Annotated in this window: 16 protein-coding genes; 10 read left to right on the plus strand and 6 right to left on the minus strand. The window is 69.2% G+C overall.

The window, feature by feature from the left end:
- The 3 genes from P1K30_RS22840 to P1K30_RS22850 all read left to right on the plus strand — a co-directional run.
- On the plus strand, positions 1 to 422 hold a 422-nt coding region (locus P1K30_RS22840; RefSeq protein WP_275635055.1), incomplete at its 5' end, for a hypothetical protein.
- A gap of 154 nt (positions 423 to 576) precedes the next feature.
- Positions 577 to 1,902: a UDP-glucose dehydrogenase family protein gene (locus tag P1K30_RS22845; protein ID WP_275635056.1), complete on the plus strand. Its 1,326-nt coding sequence runs from the start codon at positions 577 to 579 to the stop codon at positions 1,900 to 1,902.
- Positions 1,903 to 2,099: 197 nt separating this feature from the next.
- Positions 2,100 to 4,763 (plus strand): calcium-binding protein, encoded by a 2,664-nt coding sequence (locus P1K30_RS22850; protein WP_275635057.1) that lies wholly within the window; start codon positions 2,100 to 2,102, stop codon positions 4,761 to 4,763.
- A 9-nt stretch (positions 4,764 to 4,772) separates the two neighbouring features.
- On the opposite strand, the gene P1K30_RS22855 is transcribed toward P1K30_RS22850, so the two are convergent.
- From P1K30_RS22855 to P1K30_RS22865, 3 genes are all read right to left on the minus strand, one after another.
- Entirely contained in the window at positions 4,773 to 5,498 is a 726-nt protein-coding gene (locus P1K30_RS22855) for a sulfotransferase family 2 domain-containing protein (protein WP_275635058.1), read from the minus strand.
- 3 nt (positions 5,499 to 5,501) lie between these two features.
- Positions 5,502 to 6,407: an FkbM family methyltransferase gene (locus tag P1K30_RS22860; protein ID WP_275635059.1), complete on the minus strand. Its 906-nt coding sequence runs from the start codon at positions 6,405 to 6,407 to the stop codon at positions 5,502 to 5,504.
- Between the two features lie 91 nt (positions 6,408 to 6,498).
- A complete protein-coding gene (locus P1K30_RS22865; RefSeq protein WP_275635060.1) occupies positions 6,499 to 7,341 on the minus strand; it encodes an ABC transporter permease in 843 nt (280 codons plus the stop codon).
- A gap of 165 nt (positions 7,342 to 7,506) precedes the next feature.
- Between P1K30_RS22865 and P1K30_RS22870 the strand changes: the two genes are divergently transcribed.
- The 4 genes from P1K30_RS22870 to P1K30_RS22885 all read left to right on the plus strand — a co-directional run bounded on the left by P1K30_RS22870 (position 7,507) and on the right by P1K30_RS22885 (position 10,494).
- Complete coding sequence (locus P1K30_RS22870) at positions 7,507 to 9,129, plus strand: hypothetical protein (RefSeq protein ID WP_275635061.1); 1,623 nt, start codon at positions 7,507 to 7,509, stop codon at positions 9,127 to 9,129.
- Between the two features lie 18 nt (positions 9,130 to 9,147).
- Positions 9,148 to 9,816 (plus strand): ABC transporter ATP-binding protein, encoded by a 669-nt coding sequence (locus P1K30_RS22875; RefSeq protein WP_275635062.1) that lies wholly within the window; start codon positions 9,148 to 9,150, stop codon positions 9,814 to 9,816.
- A gap of 70 nt (positions 9,817 to 9,886) precedes the next feature.
- Positions 9,887 to 10,111 (plus strand): AbrB/MazE/SpoVT family DNA-binding domain-containing protein, encoded by a 225-nt coding sequence (locus P1K30_RS22880; protein WP_275635063.1) that lies wholly within the window; start codon positions 9,887 to 9,889, stop codon positions 10,109 to 10,111.
- Entirely contained in the window at positions 10,108 to 10,494 is a 387-nt protein-coding gene (locus tag P1K30_RS22885) for a type II toxin-antitoxin system death-on-curing family toxin (protein WP_275635064.1), read from the plus strand. Before P1K30_RS22880 ends, P1K30_RS22885 begins: the two co-directional genes overlap by 4 nt.
- Before the next feature lie 16 nt (positions 10,495 to 10,510).
- Here the strand turns inward: P1K30_RS22885 and P1K30_RS22890 are convergent, their stop codons facing one another.
- Complete coding sequence (locus tag P1K30_RS22890) at positions 10,511 to 11,671, minus strand: DUF6716 putative glycosyltransferase (RefSeq protein ID WP_275635065.1); 1,161 nt, start codon at positions 11,669 to 11,671, stop codon at positions 10,511 to 10,513.
- Complete coding sequence (locus P1K30_RS22895; protein ID WP_275635066.1) at positions 11,668 to 11,880, minus strand: hypothetical protein; 213 nt, start codon at positions 11,878 to 11,880, stop codon at positions 11,668 to 11,670. The genes P1K30_RS22890 and P1K30_RS22895 overlap by 4 nt, the downstream gene beginning before the upstream one ends.
- A gap of 132 nt (positions 11,881 to 12,012) precedes the next feature.
- Between P1K30_RS22895 and P1K30_RS22900 the strand changes: the two genes are divergently transcribed.
- The 3 genes from P1K30_RS22900 to P1K30_RS22910 are packed head-to-tail and all read left to right on the plus strand — an operon-like array spanning position 12,013 to position 15,109.
- Positions 12,013 to 13,212 carry an acylneuraminate cytidylyltransferase gene (locus P1K30_RS22900; protein WP_275635067.1) on the plus strand — a complete coding sequence of 400 codons (1,200 nt, stop codon included), beginning with the start codon at positions 12,013 to 12,015 and terminating at the stop codon, positions 13,210 to 13,212.
- Positions 13,209 to 14,015, plus strand: coding sequence for an alpha-2,3-sialyltransferase (locus P1K30_RS22905; protein ID WP_275635068.1), 807 nt, complete (start codon positions 13,209 to 13,211; stop codon positions 14,013 to 14,015). Before P1K30_RS22900 ends, P1K30_RS22905 begins: the two co-directional genes overlap by 4 nt.
- Positions 14,012 to 15,109, plus strand: coding sequence for an AGE family epimerase/isomerase (locus P1K30_RS22910; protein WP_275635069.1), 1,098 nt, complete (start codon positions 14,012 to 14,014; stop codon positions 15,107 to 15,109). The genes P1K30_RS22905 and P1K30_RS22910 overlap by 4 nt, the downstream gene beginning before the upstream one ends.
- A gap of 7 nt (positions 15,110 to 15,116) precedes the next feature.
- Here the strand turns inward: P1K30_RS22910 and P1K30_RS22915 are convergent, their stop codons facing one another.
- Positions 15,117 to 16,982 carry a M10 family metallopeptidase gene (locus P1K30_RS22915; protein ID WP_275635070.1) on the minus strand — a complete coding sequence of 622 codons (1,866 nt, stop codon included), beginning with the start codon at positions 16,980 to 16,982 and terminating at the stop codon, positions 15,117 to 15,119.
- Positions 16,983 to 17,058 lie beyond the last annotated feature (76 nt).

The following is a 17,058-nucleotide window of genomic DNA, read 5'->3' on the forward strand; positions in this document are numbered from 1 at the left end:
CCGCGCGCGGCTATGACAGCCGCCACGTGATCGAGGCGCTGCGCATCCTGTCCACCCGGGCGCAGGTCACCGTGATCGATTTCGAATTCCTCTCCGAGCGGCCCCGCCGGTTCGCGGCCGAGTTCTTCCGGCTGGCCGGTGTCGCGCTGCCCGAGGGGTTCGATTACGTGCAGGGCGGCCGCAACCCGTCGATCCGCCCCGAGGGGATCAAGATCCTGGAGCACGCGAAGGACTTTCTGGAACGCAAAGACTACATGGACCTGCGCAAGTTCGTGCAGGCGCGGTTCCCGAAGACCGGTTTTACCGACGAGGAACAGGGCTTTCTCGACGACTGGGCCGGACGCAGCGCCGCGAACGAGAAGACGCGGCTGGCCGAGCTGGGCAAGTTCGCCCGGCTGATCCGGGTGCCGCCGAAGACCTGAGGACCCCGATCCGGGAACAGACCCGCCGCACTGTGGCCCGGCGTTGCCTTGCGAAAGGCAATTCGCCGCCCGGTCCCCCCTGCGGCTTGACAGCACCGCGATTGCCGACCACCCCTTCCGCCGGGGCGGGAAGCAGCGAAAAGGAACAGGCGCCATGCGTATCGCGATGATCGGAACCGGGTATGTGGGGCTCGTGTCGGGGGTCTGCTTTTCGGACTTCGGCCACGAGGTGATCTGCGTCGACAAGAACCCCGCCAAGATCGAGATGCTCGAACGCGGCGAGGTGCCGATCTACGAGCCCGGCCTTGACGCGCTGATGGTCAAGAACGTCGAAGCGGGGCGGCTGACCTTCACCACCGACCTTGCCAAGGCCGTGGACGGCGCCGAGGCGGTGTTCATCGCGGTGGGCACCCCGACCCGGCGCGGCGACGGCCATGCCGACCTGACCTACGTGATGGCCGCCGCCGAGGAGATCGCGCAGAACCTCACCGGCTATGCGGTGATCGTCACCAAGTCGACGGTGCCGGTGGGCACCAACCGCAAGGTCAAGCAGGTGATGGCCAAGGCCAACCCCGAGGCTGATTTCGACGTGGCCTCGAACCCCGAGTTCCTGCGCGAAGGCGCGGCGATCGAGGATTTCATGAAGCCCGACCGCGTCGTGGTCGGCGTGCAGAACGAACGCGCCGCCGATGTCATGGCCGAGATCTACCGCCCGCTGTTCCTGCGCGAGTTCCCGATCGTCACCACCGATCTGGAATCGGCCGAGATGATCAAATACGCCGCCAACGCCTTCCTTGCGACGAAAATCACCTTCATCAACGAGATCGCCCGCCTGTGCGAGAAGGTCGGCGCCGACATCAAGCAGGTGTCGAAGGGCATGGGTCTGGACGGCCGGATCGGCAACAAGTTCCTGCACGCCGGTCCCGGCTATGGCGGGTCGTGCTTTCCCAAGGACACGATGGCGCTGGCCCGCACCGGGCAGGACTATGCCGCGCCGATGCAGATCGTCGAGACCGTGATCAAGGTCAACGACGAGATCAAGCGGCGGATGATCGACAAGCTGCAGGACCTGCTGGGCGGGTCGTTCAACGGCAAGACGATCGCGGTGTTCGGGGTGACCTTCAAACCCAACACCGACGACATGCGCGACGCGCCCGCGCTGACCATCGTGCCGGCGCTGGTGGGCGGCGGCGCGAAGGTGCGCACGGTCGATCCGCAGGGCAAGCGCGAGGGCGAGGCGCTGTTGCCGGGCGTGCAATGGGAGGACGACCCCTACAAGGCGGCGCGCGGCGCCGACGCGGTGGTGATCCTGACCGAGTGGAACGAGTTCCGCGCGCTTGACCTGAAGCGTCTGGCGAAAAAGATGGAAACCCCGCGCATGGCCGACCTGCGCAACGTCTATTCGCTGCGCGACGCGAAACGTGCCGGGTTCGAGGCCTATGTCTCGGTCGGCCGCGACGAGCTGACGCCCGACGCGTGACGCTGCGACTGATCGGGGACTGATCGGCCCGTAACTGGCCTTCCGGGCCGGTTGCGGGACGGGATGTCGCGCATTTTAAGCAAATTCATGGCCAGTTTCATCGGTGCCGGGGAACCGGGGGCCGGATTTGAAACCATCCTTAACGCGTGCCGTGCCAGCCTGCCCGTGGAACCGGGTTCGGCAGGGATATCGGACGCTTGGAACGCATCGCGCTATTGGCAACCGCCCCGGATGGGGGCTTTCCGACCGACCCGGTGGCGGGGCTGGAACTGCGGGCGGCGGGCGGGGGGCTGCTGCTGCAGGCGCGGACCGCGGGCGACGTGCTGCTGGGCAGCTGGCTGCAGGGCGGCGACGGCGCGGCCGCGGCGGGGCACTCGGCCGACGCGCCGGGCGACGCGCTGGGGCTGGATGCGCTGCGGGTGACGCTGGACGGGGTCCGCCACACGATCACCGACGACCAGCTGGCGCGGTTGATGCAGACCGGCGCCGCCGTGCTGCCGCTGGACGGCGGCACCGGGCAGGGCCTGCGGGTGCAGGCCGTGTGGATCGCGTCGAAGAACCTGCTGTTTCTGGAAACGCCCTCGGGCGGGCTGGCGCGGTTCGGCCTGTCCGACGCGCAGCTGGCGGGGACGGGCACGCTGTCGCTGACCCCCGACGCCAGACGGGACACCGGCCCGCTGGACGACCTGCTGCACGCCCGGTCGGGCGGGCGCGACTGGCTGATCGGGGCCAGCGCCGCCGCCGACGACGTCATCGTCTGGCGCATCGGCGGCGACGGCGCCCTGACCGAGACGGGCAGACTGCCGCCGGGGATCGGCGTCGGCGATCCGTCCGCCCTGCAGCTGGTGCGCGCGGACGGGCGCGATTTCCTTGTGGTGGCGGGCGCCGGGTCGGGGTCGCTCAGCGTGCTGGAGCTTGGCGGCGACGGGTCGCTGACCCTGACCGACCACGTCCTCGACGACCGGGTGCAGACCCGCTTTGCCGGGGCCCGCCTGCTGGACGCGGTCACGCTGGACGACCGTCCCTATCTGCTGGCGGGCGGCGGCGACGACGGGGTCAGCCTGCTGACCGTGATCCCGGGCGGGCGGCTGGTGCACCTTGGTTCGGTCGCGGACAGCACCGACACCACGCTGGGCGGGCTGTCGGCGCTGGCGCTGGCGGCGGCGGGCGGCACGCTGCAACTGTTCGCCGCCTCGGAACGCGAGCCCGGCGTGACCCAGCTGGCCTTCGATCCGGGACCCGCCGGGGGCGTTCAGGGCGGCAGCCCCGGCGCCGACGTGCTGGCGGGGGGCGCGCGGAACGACATCCTGTCGGGCGGGGCAGGGGACGACACGCTGAACGGGGCAGGGGGCGACGACATCCTGCTGGACGGCCCCGGCGCCGACCGGCTGCGCGGCGGTCCCGGCGCCGACCTGTTCGTGCTGACCCCGGACGGCGCCCGCGACACGATCGTCGATTTCGACCCGGCGGCCGACCGGCTGGACCTGTCGGATTTCCCGATGCTGCGGTCGATCGACCAGCTGGACATCGCCGTCACCGACACCGGCGCGGTGCTGACGTGGCGCGACGAAGAGGTGGTGCTGCACCGCGCCGGCGGCGGGGCGCTGTCGCGGGCGCAGCTGGCGGCGGCGGGCATCCTCGACCTCGACCGCCCGGCGCGGGGCATCATCACCGACGAACCGCCGCCGCTGATGGGCGGCACCGGGCCGGACCGCCTGCTGGCGACCAGCGCCGGGCAGGCCCTGTACGGCGAGGCGGGCGACGACATCCTGTCCAGCGTCGGAACCACCGTTCTGGACGGCGGCGCGGGCCGCGACCGGGCCGATTATTCCCACGTATCAGTCCCTGTTTACGGCGATCTTGCCCTGCTTGCCGTGACCGTCGGCGCCGACTGGCACGACACCCTGTCCTCGATCGAGGATCTGTGGGGCGGGGCGGGCGCCGACACGCTGCTGGGCGACAGCGCCGCGAACCGGCTGAGCGGCGGCGACGGGCACGACCTTTTGGACGGGCGCGACGGCGACGACACCCTGTGGGGCGGCCGCGACGACGACACGCTGCGGGGGGACAGGGGCGACGACACGCTGTGGGGCGACCGGCATCACGACCTGCTGGAGGGCGGGCGCCACCACGACGTGCTTGATGGCGGCAAGGGCGATGACACGCTGGAGGGGGGAAAGGGCGACGACACGCTGGAAGGCCGCTCGGGCAAGGACCGCCTGATGGGTCGGTCCGGCGTCGACAGTCTGGACGGCGGCAAGCACGACGATTTCGTCGATGGCGGCAAGGGCGACGACACCGTGCTGGGGGGCAAGGGCGACGATACCCTTGATGGCGGCAGCGGCCGGGACCTGATGGACGGCGGCAGCGGCCGCGACACCCTGATCGGCGGCAAGCACGATGACATCCTGATCGGCGACAAGCACGACGACGTGCTCGACGGCGGCAAGAACCACGACCTGCTGGACGGCGGCCGGCATCACGACGCGCTGGCGGGGGGCAAGGGCGACGACACCCTGCTGGGCGGCAAGGGCGACGATACCCTCGACGGCGGCAAGGGCGCCGACACGCTGGACGGGGGCCGGGGGCGCGACACGCTGACCGGCGGCAAGCACGCCGACACCTTCGTGTACCGCGAAGACGGCAGCGCCGACCGGATCACCGATTTCCGCCCCGGCGACGACCGGCTGCTGCTGGACCCCGGGCTGTGGAAGGGCACGTTGTCCCCGCGCGAGGTGGTGGACCGCCACGCCACCACCGGCGGCGGCGGGATCACGCTGGACTTCGGCGACGGCGACACCCTGTGGCTGGACGGCGTCACCTCGTTCGGCGCGCTGGCGGGCAGTATCGAGTTTCTGTGACCCGGCGGATCAGGCCAGCCGGCGCAGCTCGTGCGGGTAGAAGCGCGTGAAATCGTCGTGGTAGCGGTCGATGATCTTCGCCAGCACCGGGCGCGGCAGGTCGGCGGCGATGTCGGGCTGGGCCCGGATGCGTACGTTGCGGGGCCACAGCGGCGGGATCCGCCGCCCTAACCGCACCCGCACCTCATAGCGGATGTGGTTCCAGTCGGGGACGATCGTCTCGACCCGGCCGACGAAATCCGGCAGCACCCGGCCGTCCAGCGTCAGGATCGAGCTTTGCGACCGGATATGGATGTTGCTGTTGTCATCGACGGTCTCGGCGACCCGGTCGACGAAGGCGGCGAAATCCATGCCCGGTGTCACCCCCATCTCGCGGAAGCGGGCCGGCAGCGGGCGGTCCGGGCGCCTTTCGAGAACCTTGTTGTTCCATGCCGAGTACAGCCGCGACACCGGGTTGCGCACGATGCTGAAACACCACGGCCGGTCGGCCCCGGCCTGCAACAGCGCAAAATCCGCCGCGGTCAGGCAATGCGCGACCCCGGGCGGCTGGCCGGTCCAGAACCTGTCCTTGTTGGGCAGAAGATTGGGCTCGGCTTCGGGGGCTTTGAAGCCGAACCGCCGGGCCAGCAGGTACCGGACCGAGGAATTCGCGGCCTTCGGCACCCGGCAATAGGCCAGCCCCAGCTGCGGCAGCACCAGATAATGCCGTTCGCGCGCCGGCGCCTGCGATGTCACCGGTTAGACCGTCAGGATGTCCGACAGCCCTGCCTTGCGGTCGGGATGAACGAACAGGAAGTTGCGGTCCCCCGCGCTGCGGGCCACGTTCGCCTCGTCCGCGCCGCTGGTCGGCACGGTCTTCTGCTCGTCCTCGAGGATCAGGTGGCATTCATAGCCGAGGTCCTCGAAGATCGCGAAAACCTCGCCCCGGCCCACGTCGCGGCGCAGGATCTCGCACAGGACGGTGGGCTTGGTGGCGGCCAGCGTCTGCGCCGCGCCGGTCAGCGCCAGCGCCTCGTGGCCCTCGACGTCGATCTTGATCAGGTCGACCTTTTCCTTGGCGCACAGCGTGTCGATCATCTCGGTCTGCAGCCACTTCTTGCGCGGCTTGCGGTTGGGCAGCTTCTTGTCCTTCAGCGACGCGCCCTTCGACATCATCTGCGGCCCGAGGTTCAGGTTGATCACGCTCCAGCCCGACCGGTCCGACACGCCGACGTTCTGACCCTTGATGATGCCGTTCATGCCGTTGGCCTGAATGTTGACCATCAGCCGGGCATAGATGAAGTCGACCGCCTCGAAGGCGCGGATCCGCGCCTGCGGGTTGGCCCGCGCCGCGGCCAGCGCGAACAGGCCGACATGCGAGCCGATGTCCAGAATGGTCGAGGCCTTGCGGCACAGCTTCATCCACAAATCGAGGCTGTAGGGTTCTTCCTGAAAGCCGTCGATCCACAGATAGGCCAGCGCGGTCAGGTCGTCGTTGTTGCAAAACAGGCTGATCTGCTCGCCGCCCGGCAGCGGGATGTCGATGAACCCGTGATAGGGGTACTGCTTGCGATAGCCCTGCAGGTCCGCGAAGTCGGTCAGCCCCACCTTCTCGATCTGGTCAAGCGTTTCGCGGTTCCGCGCCTCGACGGTGTTGATTCGCATGCTGGGAAATCTCCGGTCAGACAGTGGGCCGGATGGCTCTAGCAAGAAGCCCGGCCCTAGTCCATCGACCGGGCCCCGGATCATGGCCGGATCACAGGGTCATCAACCGGCGGTGGTATCTGCGCAGCAGAAGCAGGCCGAAGAAGGTGGTCACCAGCCCGATCGAAAGCACATATGAAATCGACACATACGTGGCCTGGTAATAGGAAAAGAACCCGGTCCGCGACAGGCCGGTGATATGCACCAGCGGATTGTACCAGATCAGGTTGCGGGCGAACTCGGGCAGGTCCTCGTAGATGTAGATCACCGCCGACACGATCATCAGCGGCCGGGTGACCATGCCCCAGACCGATTTCCAGATCGGGTACATCTCGAACAGCAGGCAATTCAGCGTGCCCAGCCCGAAGCCAAGGAAGGCGGCCAGCCCGAAGGCGATCAGCACCGGCACCACGTCCAGCAGCAGGCGGATCTCGTGGAACATGATCACGCCGGTCAGGATCAGGCAACTGACCAGAAGCTGCGTCATCATCGACAGGATCAGCCGCGCCAGCAGCGCGTCCATGTAGGACACCGCCGGATAGACCAGCAGCCCCCGCGAATAGCGCAGCGCGTTCGAGGTGACCTGCTGGCAGTCGGTGTACATCCGGTACGGCAGGAAGCCGGTGGCGTAGAACAGCACGAAATCGGTGCCCAGCGACGGGGTGCGGAACAGCAGGCCGAACGCCATCGACAGCACGAAGATCATGCCCAGCGGTTCGAGGATCGCCCAGATATAGCCGCCCGGCGACCGGCCGTAGGTCGACGCCATTTCGCGCAGGATCAGCGCGGTGATGGTGCGCAGGTTCTGGAAACGGCGCTGCGGCCGCGCCTTCGGAAGCGCGGGCGGCGGGGCGGGGGGCAGGGTCTGCGCCATAGAGGCGGAGCTGTCTGTCATGCGGATCGCTGGAAACCGGGGCCGGGATGTGCCAAGCATAGGCAAATCGTTGTTCGCGGATTATATTGGGATATTCCGCAGACACCAGTGCCCGCAGTCACTGGCTCCCGGCGCGGCAGCAACGAACCGGGGCGATAGAACAAGAACCGGAGACACCCGAGCACCGTGCCCGACCACGTATCACGCCCCGCCCGCCCCGCCTCGGCCGATCCGGAAACCGGACCCGAGAGCACACCGCAGGACACCCCCCGCAAAGGGCCCGCCCGCGCGGCGGACGCCGCGCCCGGCGGCCCGAAAACCAGTCCCGAACAAGGGCCGAACACGCCGGCGGGCGCCGGAAAGGGGCCCGGGAAAGGGCTGGGCAAAGGCCCCAACAAGAACCCCGGTAAAGGGGCCGGGCTGTCGGTCGTGCAGGGCGCCCCCGCGGAGTCCCCCGCAGACGCCCCAGCGGAGTCCGAGGCCGCCGCGCCAAGGCCGAAGCAGAAAAAACCGACGCCGGAACAGGACGTCGAGGCGCCCCGCCGCAAGCCCGCCGGGCGCGACGCGAACCTGCCCGCGCGCACCGACGGCAACAAGGTGCCGGCCAAGCGCCGCAAGGCGAAGGTGCCCGACCGGGTCGCCGACGCGGACGCCGAGATGACGCCGAAGCGCCCGGTGCCGCCGCCCGCCCTTGCGGCGCGGCCGCGCACCCGGCACCGGGCGATCCTGCTGACCTTCCTGCTGTTCGTGGTGCTGCCCGTGGGCGTCGCCGCGTGGTACCTGTGGAACCGGGCCGAGGACCGCTATGCGTCAGAGCTGGGCTTCACCGTGCGTCAGGAAGAAGCCCCCTCGGCGGTCGATTTCCTGGGCGGGCTCAGCAACATGTCGACCTCGGGCGCATCCGACACCGAGGTGCTGTACAAGTTCATCCAAAGCCCCGAGCTGGTCCAGAGCATCGACGCCGAACTGGACCTGCGCGGTCACTATTCCCAGCATTTCGACACCGATCCGGTGTTTTCCTACGACCCCTCGGGCACCATCGAGGACCTGACGGACTATTGGCGGCGCACCGTGCGGATCTCGTACGACCCGGGCACCGGGCTGATCGAGCTGCAGGTGCTGGCCTTCGATCCGCAGATGGCGCAGGACATCGGCAACCGGATCCTCGCGGAAAGCTCGCGGGTGATCAACGAGCTGAACGCCGTCGCCCGCGAGGACGCGATGCGCTATGCCCGCGAGGAACTGGAACTGGCGCAGGACGACCTGCGCACCGCGCGCGAGGAACTGACCGCGTTCCGGTCCACCACCCGCATCGTCGACCCCGGCGCCGACCTGCAGGGGCAGATGGGCCTGCTGACCACGCTGCAGCAGCAGCTGGCGCAGGCGCTGATCGAGCTGGACATGCTGAATTCCACCTCGACCGCGAACGACCCGCGCCGCACCCAGGCCGAGTTGCGCATCGACGTGATCCAGCGCCGCATCGACGAAGAGCGCGCCAAGTTCTCGGCCGATGGCGACGCCGACGGCGAGGGGCAGGACTATGCCTCGCTGGTGGCCGAGTTCGAGCGGCTGACGGTGGAACGCGAGTTCGCCGAACAGGCCTATACCTCGGCCCTGTCCGCCTATTCCGGCGCCCGCGCCGAGGCGGAACGCCAAAGCCGCTATCTTGCGCCCTACGTCCGCCCGACGCTGGCGGAACGGTCGCAGTACCCGCAGCGCGTCATCGTGCTGGCGCTGGTCGCGGCCTTCGCGCTGCTGGCCTGGGCGGTGCTGGTGCTGATCTATTACTCGCTGCGCGACCGCCAATAACGCGATGGCAGTGACGCGATGATCCGGCTTGAGAACCTGTCGATGGGGTTCCGGACCCGGCGCGGCTACAAGCAGCTGTTCCGCGATGTGAACCTGACGCTGCCGACCGGCCGGTCGGTCGCGCTTTTGGGGCGCAACGGGGCGGGCAAGTCGACGCTGCTGCAGATCATCGCCGGCTCGGTCGAACCGACCGGCGGCCGGGTGGTGTCGGATGGCACGATCTCGTGGCCGGTGGGCTTCGGCGGCAGTTTCAACAAGAACATGACCGGGGCGCAGAACATCCGCTTCATCGCCCGGGTCTACGGGGTCGACACCACGGAACTGCTGAACTTCGTCGCCGAGTTCGCCGAACTGGGCGCGCATTTCCACATGCCGGTACGCAGCTATTCCTCGGGGATGAAATCGCGGCTGACCTTCGGCGCGTCGATGGGCATTCAGTTCGACACCTATCTTGTGGACGAGGTGACGGCGGTCGGCGACAAATCGTTCCGCGAACGCAGCGCCGAGGTGTTCAAGGCCCGGATGACCAACAGCAGCGCCATCGTGGTGTCGCACTCGATGGGGCAGATCAAACAGCTCTGCGACGCCGCCGTGGTGCTCGAGCGGGGCGAGATGACCTGGTACGAGGACGTCGAACGCGCGATCGCCGTACACGAGGGCAACATGGACGGCGACCAGGCCGCCTGAACCGCGGTTGCCGCCGCTTGCCCGGATCGGGGCGGTCGTATATACTTTAATGTATACAGGAGGCGCCCGGATGATCGAAACCAAGATACGCAAGGTCGGCAACTCGGCCGTGATGACCCTGACCACCGAGATGCTGACCCTTCTTGACGCCAAAGAGGGCGATACCCTGTTCGTCGTGCGCGGCGATGACGGCAGCCTGAAGATCACGCCGCACGATCCCGCCGTCGCGGCCGCGCTGGCCGCCGCCGAAGTCGTGATGGACGAGAACCGCGACCTGCTTCAGGCTCTGGCTTGAGCGACCCGGTCTGGGTGCCGCTGGCTGCCGTCATCGCGATCCATGACCGGCAGATCTCGCGCCACGGCGGCGCGGCGGGCCTGCGCGACCGGGGCCTCTTGGAAACGGGCTGCGCGCGGGCGATGAACCTTGTCGCCTACGGGACGCCGCAACCGGCAGAGATCGCGGCGGCCTATGCCTTCGGCATCGCCAAGGCCCATGCCTTTGTCGACGGCAACAAGCGCACCGCCTTCGTCACCGCGCTGACCTTCCTGCGTCTCAACGGCCATGCCTTTCGCCCCGACCCGGTCGAGGGCGTGCGGATGATGGAGGATCTGGCCACCGGGGACGTCCCCGAGGCCGCGTTCGCCCGCTGGCTTGCCGCCGGGATGACAGCGATCTGACGCGCGAAAATAGTCTCTAATCAAGCATATCCGGCGGCGGGATCCGGCGGCGGACCGCGACGGGGCGGGCGCGGAAGGCGGCGATCGCCTCTTCCACCTGCTCGGCCAGCCGCGTGGCGGGGCAGAACAGCGTGCCGGTCCACGCCGGGTCGGGCGCCGACGTCTGCAGCCGCAGCACCTGCGCCGTGTCGGCCACCAGCCCGCTTTTGCCGAACAGCCGGCGCATCGGCGGCACCAGCGGGTCCAGATAGCTTTCGACGTAATCCAGATACACCAGCGTCGGCACGCCCGCGCGCACCAGATCGACGGCGGCGGTCGAGGTGCAGGTGATCCCCACCGCGGCCCGGTCCAGCACCGCGTCCATCGGGTCGGCGGTCAGCTTCAGGTTCGCCGGCAGGTCGCCCATCTCCTTCATCAGGGACGGATAGGGGTATTCCTCGCGGTGCAGGTGGCCGGTGTTCTCGTGCGGCAGGTGGCGCAGCTTCAGCCAGACGGTGCGCTCCGGGTCGGCGCGCGCGATGGCCGCCAGCATCCGCAGCAGGTGCAGCCGGGCGCGTTTCGTCGGCGGCGAGATCGCCTGCGCGAAGAAATACACGTCGCGCCGGTCCGCAAGATCGGCGGGCGGCTCGCCCGGCGTCAGGAAGGTCGGATGACCGAAGCCAAGGTACTGCGGCCCGGTGTCGGCGGTCTCGGAATGTTTGCGGTAACGATCGATGTCGCCCTGCGGCACGACGAACACCGCGTCGGCGGCGTGCCGGTTGCCGAAGCCCCGCTCGGGGTCGAATTCCAGCCCGCCCTGAAATGCGATCACCGCCGGACGGTCCGCGCCGTAACGGACGTGGGGCATCCGGATCATGTCGCGCAGCGCCGCGAACATGCGCGAGGTGACGATCGCGTCGAACTCGGACAGCGGCGTCGCCTGCCGGAAGGCGTCGGTGTGCAGCAGCACGTCGGGCCCGTTCGGCAGCACCGCGGTCAGCTGGCGATAGGACAGGTCGGAATCGTTGGTCACCCAGCCGGTGACCAGTTCGTGCCCCCGGTCCGCCAGCAGGTCGCGCATCCGCTGCACGAAGAACAGGGTGGAATCGTCGACGAAGGGCAGCAGGATCCGCGCGCCCGCCCCAGTCGTCGCCCCGGTTGCCGTCCCGCTTGTCGCCCCGTTGGACGCGTCGTTCATTTGCCGGTCTCCCGCTCGAACGCCGCCAGCGCGGTTTCCGCCGCCCGGTCGTGTGCGCGGTGTGCCGGGTTGCGGCGCCGGACCGAGGTTTCCGCCTCTTTCATCATCCGCCGGGCGGGCTGCAGCACGGGCGCGGCCAGCGGCCGGTTGCTCAGGCGGTACAGCCACAGCCCCACCGGGGTCCTGGCGAATTTTCGGACAAGGCTCATGGCGGTTCCGGGCATGGCTGCGGGTTGCGCCTGTCTACCCCATCCCGGGCCCGCGATGAAAGGGCAACGGCTTCCCAACGCAGGCAAATTCCCGTATCCCGTTCCGAAAAGGACAAAGGACGGGCAGGGCGCATGAGCACGGGTTCCACGGCGGCAGTCATCCTCGCGCGCGGCGGCTCCAAGGGGGTGCCGGGCAAGAACCTTCGCAAGGTCGGAGGCGTGTCGCTGGTCGGCCGTTCGGTGCGCGCGGCGCGGGCCGCGGTTTCGGTCGACGCGGGTGTCTGGGTCTCGACCGACGACGCCGCCATCGCCGCCGAAGCGCGGCTGCACGGGGCCGGCGTGATCGACCGCCCCGCCGAGATTGCCGGCGACACCGCCACGTCCGAGGCCGGCTGGCTGCACGCGATGGACGAGATCCGCGCGCGGCACCCCGGCCTGTCGCGGCTGGTGCTGTTGCAGTGCACCTCGCCCTTCACCACCGCCGGCGACATCGAGGCGGTGCTGTACGCGCAGGCCGACCAAGGCGCCGACTGTGCGCTGTCGGTGGTGCCGGACCACGGATTCCTGTGGCGCAGAGACGAAAACGGCTTTGCCCGCGGCACCAACCACGACGAAACGCAGCAGCGGCAGCGGCGGCAGGATCTGGACCCCGTGTTCCGCGAATCCGGCGCGATCTATACCGTGAACACCGACGCCTTCGAACGGGTCGGCCGCCGCTTTTGCGGGTCGGTCGCGATGTGCGAGGTCGACCACCCGCCGTTCGAGATCGACAGCGCCGACGACCTTGCGCTGGCCACCGCCGTCGCGGTGCAGCGCGGCACCGGCGGCATCGGCGCCGACCGGCTGAAGGGCATCCGCGCGGTGGTGATGGATTTCGACGGGGTGCACACCGACGACCTTGTCCACACCAATCAGGAAGGCACCGAAAGCGTGCGCACCTCGCGCGGGGACGGGCTGGGGCTGGAGATGCTGCGCAAGCGCACCGGCCTGACGCTGATGATCCTGTCGAAGGAAACCAACCCGGTGGTTCTGGCGCGGGCGCGCAAGCTGAAGATCGAGGCGTTCGGCGCGGTCGAGGACAAGGCCACCGCGCTGGCCAGCTGGTGCGCCAAGAAGGGCCTCGACGCGTCAGAGGTCCTGTATGTCGGCAACGACCTGAACGACGCGCCGGTGATGGCGGTGGCCGGGCTGGCCGCGTGCCCGTCCGACGCGCAACCGGCGATTCAGGCGGTGGCCGACTGGATCCTGCCGCTGCCCGGCGGCAAGGGCGCGCTGCGGTCGATGGCCGAACGGCTGCTCGAGGTGCACGGGACCGAGGCGGATCGGGGATGACCGACGCGCCCGTCACCGTGGTCGCGGGCAGCGGGCCGTCGCTTGCCGCCATCGACCCGGGCCGGGTTCTGGCCTCGGACCGGATCATCCGGGTCAACAACTTCTTCTTCGAGGACCGCTTCCATCTGGGCCGCCGGGTGGACCTGGCCTATGTCTCGGGCGACCCGCGCGTGGTGCCGTTCCTGTGCGCGACGCTGAAGAAGGCGCGCGCCCAGTACGACCTGCGCGAATGGTCCGCCCCCGGCGGCCGGGTGGCCCGGATCGCGGGGCGCCACCTTGGGCGGCTGCCCTATCGCCCGGGGCCGCCCCCCGACGCCGAGACGGCGGCCGAGATCGCCCGCCTGACCGACCGCTACGGGGTGAAACCGTCCAGCGGGGTGCAGGCGCTGTTGCTGGCGCAGGCGATGGGGGCGCGGCGGATCATCCTGGCCGGAATCGATCTCTATTCCGCGGAAAACCGCTATGTCTACACGCCCGGCCGCCACCAGCGCGACCTGCTGGGCGACGATCTCGGCAACCGCGCCTGGGACCTGCGGCTGCATCACCCCGACTTCGACCGGGCGCTGATCGGCTGGCTGGCGAACCGCCCCGGCCTGACCCTGTGGCGCGCCGCCGACGTGCCCGCCCTGAACGGGCTCTTGGACCTTGCGCCGGAACGCGACGGACCGCGGATCGTTGTGGAACCGAAAGAGCGGATCGAGGACTGGGCCGGCTGGGCCGGTCTGTACCCGATCCGCCTGCTGAAGATCCTGCGCCGCCTGCGCCGCTGGCAGCGCGGCCTGACCGGAGACCTGCCGCGATGACCCAGACGCCCCTTGCCCATTCGGATCGTGTCCGCACCTGGCTGTGCGATCACGCGCTGCCGCTGTGGTCCACCGCCGGGATCGACCCCTCGGGCGCCGGCGCGTGGGAGGCGCTGGAGCATGACGCGACGCCGCAGACGACCCGCGACAAGCGGCTACGGGTGATGCCCCGGCAGGCCTTCGTCTTCGCCTCGGCCCACGCGGCGGGGCAGGGGGATTACCTGACCCTCGCGCGGGACCTGTTCGGCTTTGCGATGACGCGCGGCTTCGACCCGGACACCGGCCATCTTGCCGCCCGCCTGTCGCCCGCGGGCGAGATCCTGAGCGCGCCGCACGACCTGTACGACATGGCCTTCATGCTGCTGGCCGCCGCCGCACTGGCCGAGGCGCGCGTCGACACCTCAAAGGATCTTGCGCGGCTGGAACAGTCCCTAAGCAGGCTCAAAGCGCCCCGTGGCTGGTTCGAGAACGCCGACCACAGCCTGCCGCGCCGGCAGAATCCGCACATGCACCTGTTCGAGGCCGCGACCGAGCTGTTCCGCGTCACCGGCGATCCGAAATGGCGCGCGGTGGCCGACGAATGCCTTGGGCTGTTCCGCGAGGTCTTCGTGCAGCCCGATGGCCGCGTGCTGGAGTTCTTCACCGAAGACTGGGCCCCGGTGACAGAAGGACAGGCGGTCGAGCCCGGCCACATGGCGGAATGGGTCTGGCTACTGGACCGCTACGAAATGGCGACGGGGAAGGACACGGGCGTCGATACGGGCGCGATGTTCGGCGCGGCGATCGCGGCGCGCGACGGCGCGGGGCTGCTGCCCGACAGTTTGCTGCCGCCCTCGGATAGCCGCCGCACGTGGCCGCAGACGGAACTGCTGAAGGCCTGTCTGGCCCGGCGCCGTCAGGGCAAGCCGGACCTGCTGCACCCCGACGCGGTGCTGGCGCCGATGTTCGCGGAATACCTCGACACGCCGGTCCCCGGCGGCTGGTACGACAAACGCGGGCTGGACGGGCGGCTGCTGTCGTCGGACATGCCGTCCTCGACCTTCTACCACCTGCACGGCGCCTGCACGGCGTATCTGAACGCGGCGGACGCCTAGGGCCGCGCTACAGCAGGAAGTCCTGCTCGGTCACCCCGGTGGTGCCCTGCAGGGTAAAACGCATGTCCGAACTGCCGTCGCCGTCGGCATCGACATAGACCAGCGTGTCGCTGCCGCTTTCGGCGGTACGGGTGCTGGGGCCGGTACCGGTCAGCGCGCCGCCGATCTGCAGCGTCATGCCCGACGCCAGCGCCGACAGGTCCAGCCGGTCCGTGCCGGGCTCGAAATCTGTAATCACATCCTCGTCGCCGCCGATGACCGAGTCCGAAACAGTCTCGAACACGAAGATATCCGCGCCGACATTGCCGATCATGATATCGGCCCCGGACCCGCCGATCAGCGTGTCGTCCTGCGCCCCGCCCGACAGCGTGTCGTTCCCCGCGCCGCCCAGCAGCACGTCGTACCCGTCGCCGCCCAGCAGCGCGTCGTCGCCGCTGCCGCCCAGCAGCGTGTCGCTGCCCGGCCCGCCGTCCAGCGTATCGTCGCCGGCGCCGCCGTGCATCCAGTCGCCGCCGCTGCCGCCCGACAGGACGTCGCGCCCGGCGTTGCCGTACAGCGTGTCGGCGCCGCTGCCGCCCTCCAGCGTGTCGTCGCCCACGTCCCCCACCAGATAGTCGGTGCCCTGAGCGCCCTTCAGCAGGTCGTCGCCGATGCCGCCATACAGGATGTCCTTGCCGTCGTCGCCGCGCAGGGTGTCGTTGCCGAAGCCGCCGAACAGGAAATCGTTGCCCGTGCCGCCCTCCAGCCGGTCGTCGCTGCGCTGGCCGTACAGCCGGTCGTTGCCGCCGCCGCCGGTGATCGTGTCGGCGCCGAACTTGCCGAGGATCTCGTTGTTGGCGTCGTTGCCGTCGATCGTGTCGTTGCCGGTGCCGCCGATCGCGTTCTCGATCAGCGACCGCGGGTCGTCCTGATACTGCAGCGCGTTATAGACGTTGCCCGCCGCATAGTAGCCATCGCCAAGGTTGGCCTGCTGCACCGCGCTGAACAGCGACGCGCCGCCGGGCGCAAGGTCGATCTGCACCCCGGTGGAATAGGCGCTGAGATCGTAGGTATCGGTGCCGCCGCCGTCCCAGACCGTGGTGAAGATCCGGTTCGCCCAGGCCGACAGCGCCACGCCGCCGTCGACCAGCGTGTCGCCCGAAGCAGGCGTCCAGGAATAGACCGTGTCGCCGCTGTTGGTGGTGAAATCCGCCCCGTATTTGTACTGCAGCGCCGCGATGTCGAGCATCATCCAGCTTTGCGCATAGCCCCATGTCTCGTTCGAGTAGCCGCCCACCATCGGATCGCCGGGGTAGGACTTGTAGGTCATCACCGAGTATTCCATCGCGTCCCATTCGGCGGGCAGGGCGCCGAAGTCGGTGGAATCGTGGCCGTGTTCCAGCCCCAGCGCGTGGCCCACCTCGTGGATCAGCGTCAGCCAGGTGTAGTTGCCGATGACGGGATTGCCGTAATCATAGCCGCCGGCGGTGGTGAACCACACGTCCCCCGAGGCCGCGCCGGTGCCGGGGAAATAGCTCCATGCGGTGGTGTAGTTGTACGGGTCGCTGGTGGTCTGCGCGACGCGGATCGTCGCGCCGGTGCCGCTGGCGGCCGAGATCGACAGGTCGGTGAACCCCTCGACGGTAAAGCCGTCGCCGACCGGGCTTGCCCAGTCCGCGTCAAGGATCGCCGCAAGCGCCGACGCCATCGTGACGGTGACCGGGAAGAACCCCGCCTGTTCGCCCGCACCATAGGTCCCGCCGTCGTACTCCGACACGTTCGTGGGCGTGCTGTAGGTGATCGCGCCGCTCCACTGGCTGTCCTCGATGATGCCGTCGATCCGGGGGTCGCCGCTGGCCGCGGTCGAGGAGGTGCTGGTGTAGGTGCCGCTCATTGCGTCCGTCGTCCTGCCTGAAAAGTCCTGCGGGGCCTGCCCCGGCCCCGGTATGTTCCGCGTCTATGTTCCGTGT

It is taken from the genome of Psychromarinibacter halotolerans, assembly GCF_029168315.1.
GTDB classification, from domain to species: domain Bacteria; phylum Pseudomonadota; class Alphaproteobacteria; order Rhodobacterales; family Rhodobacteraceae; genus Psychromarinibacter; species Psychromarinibacter halotolerans.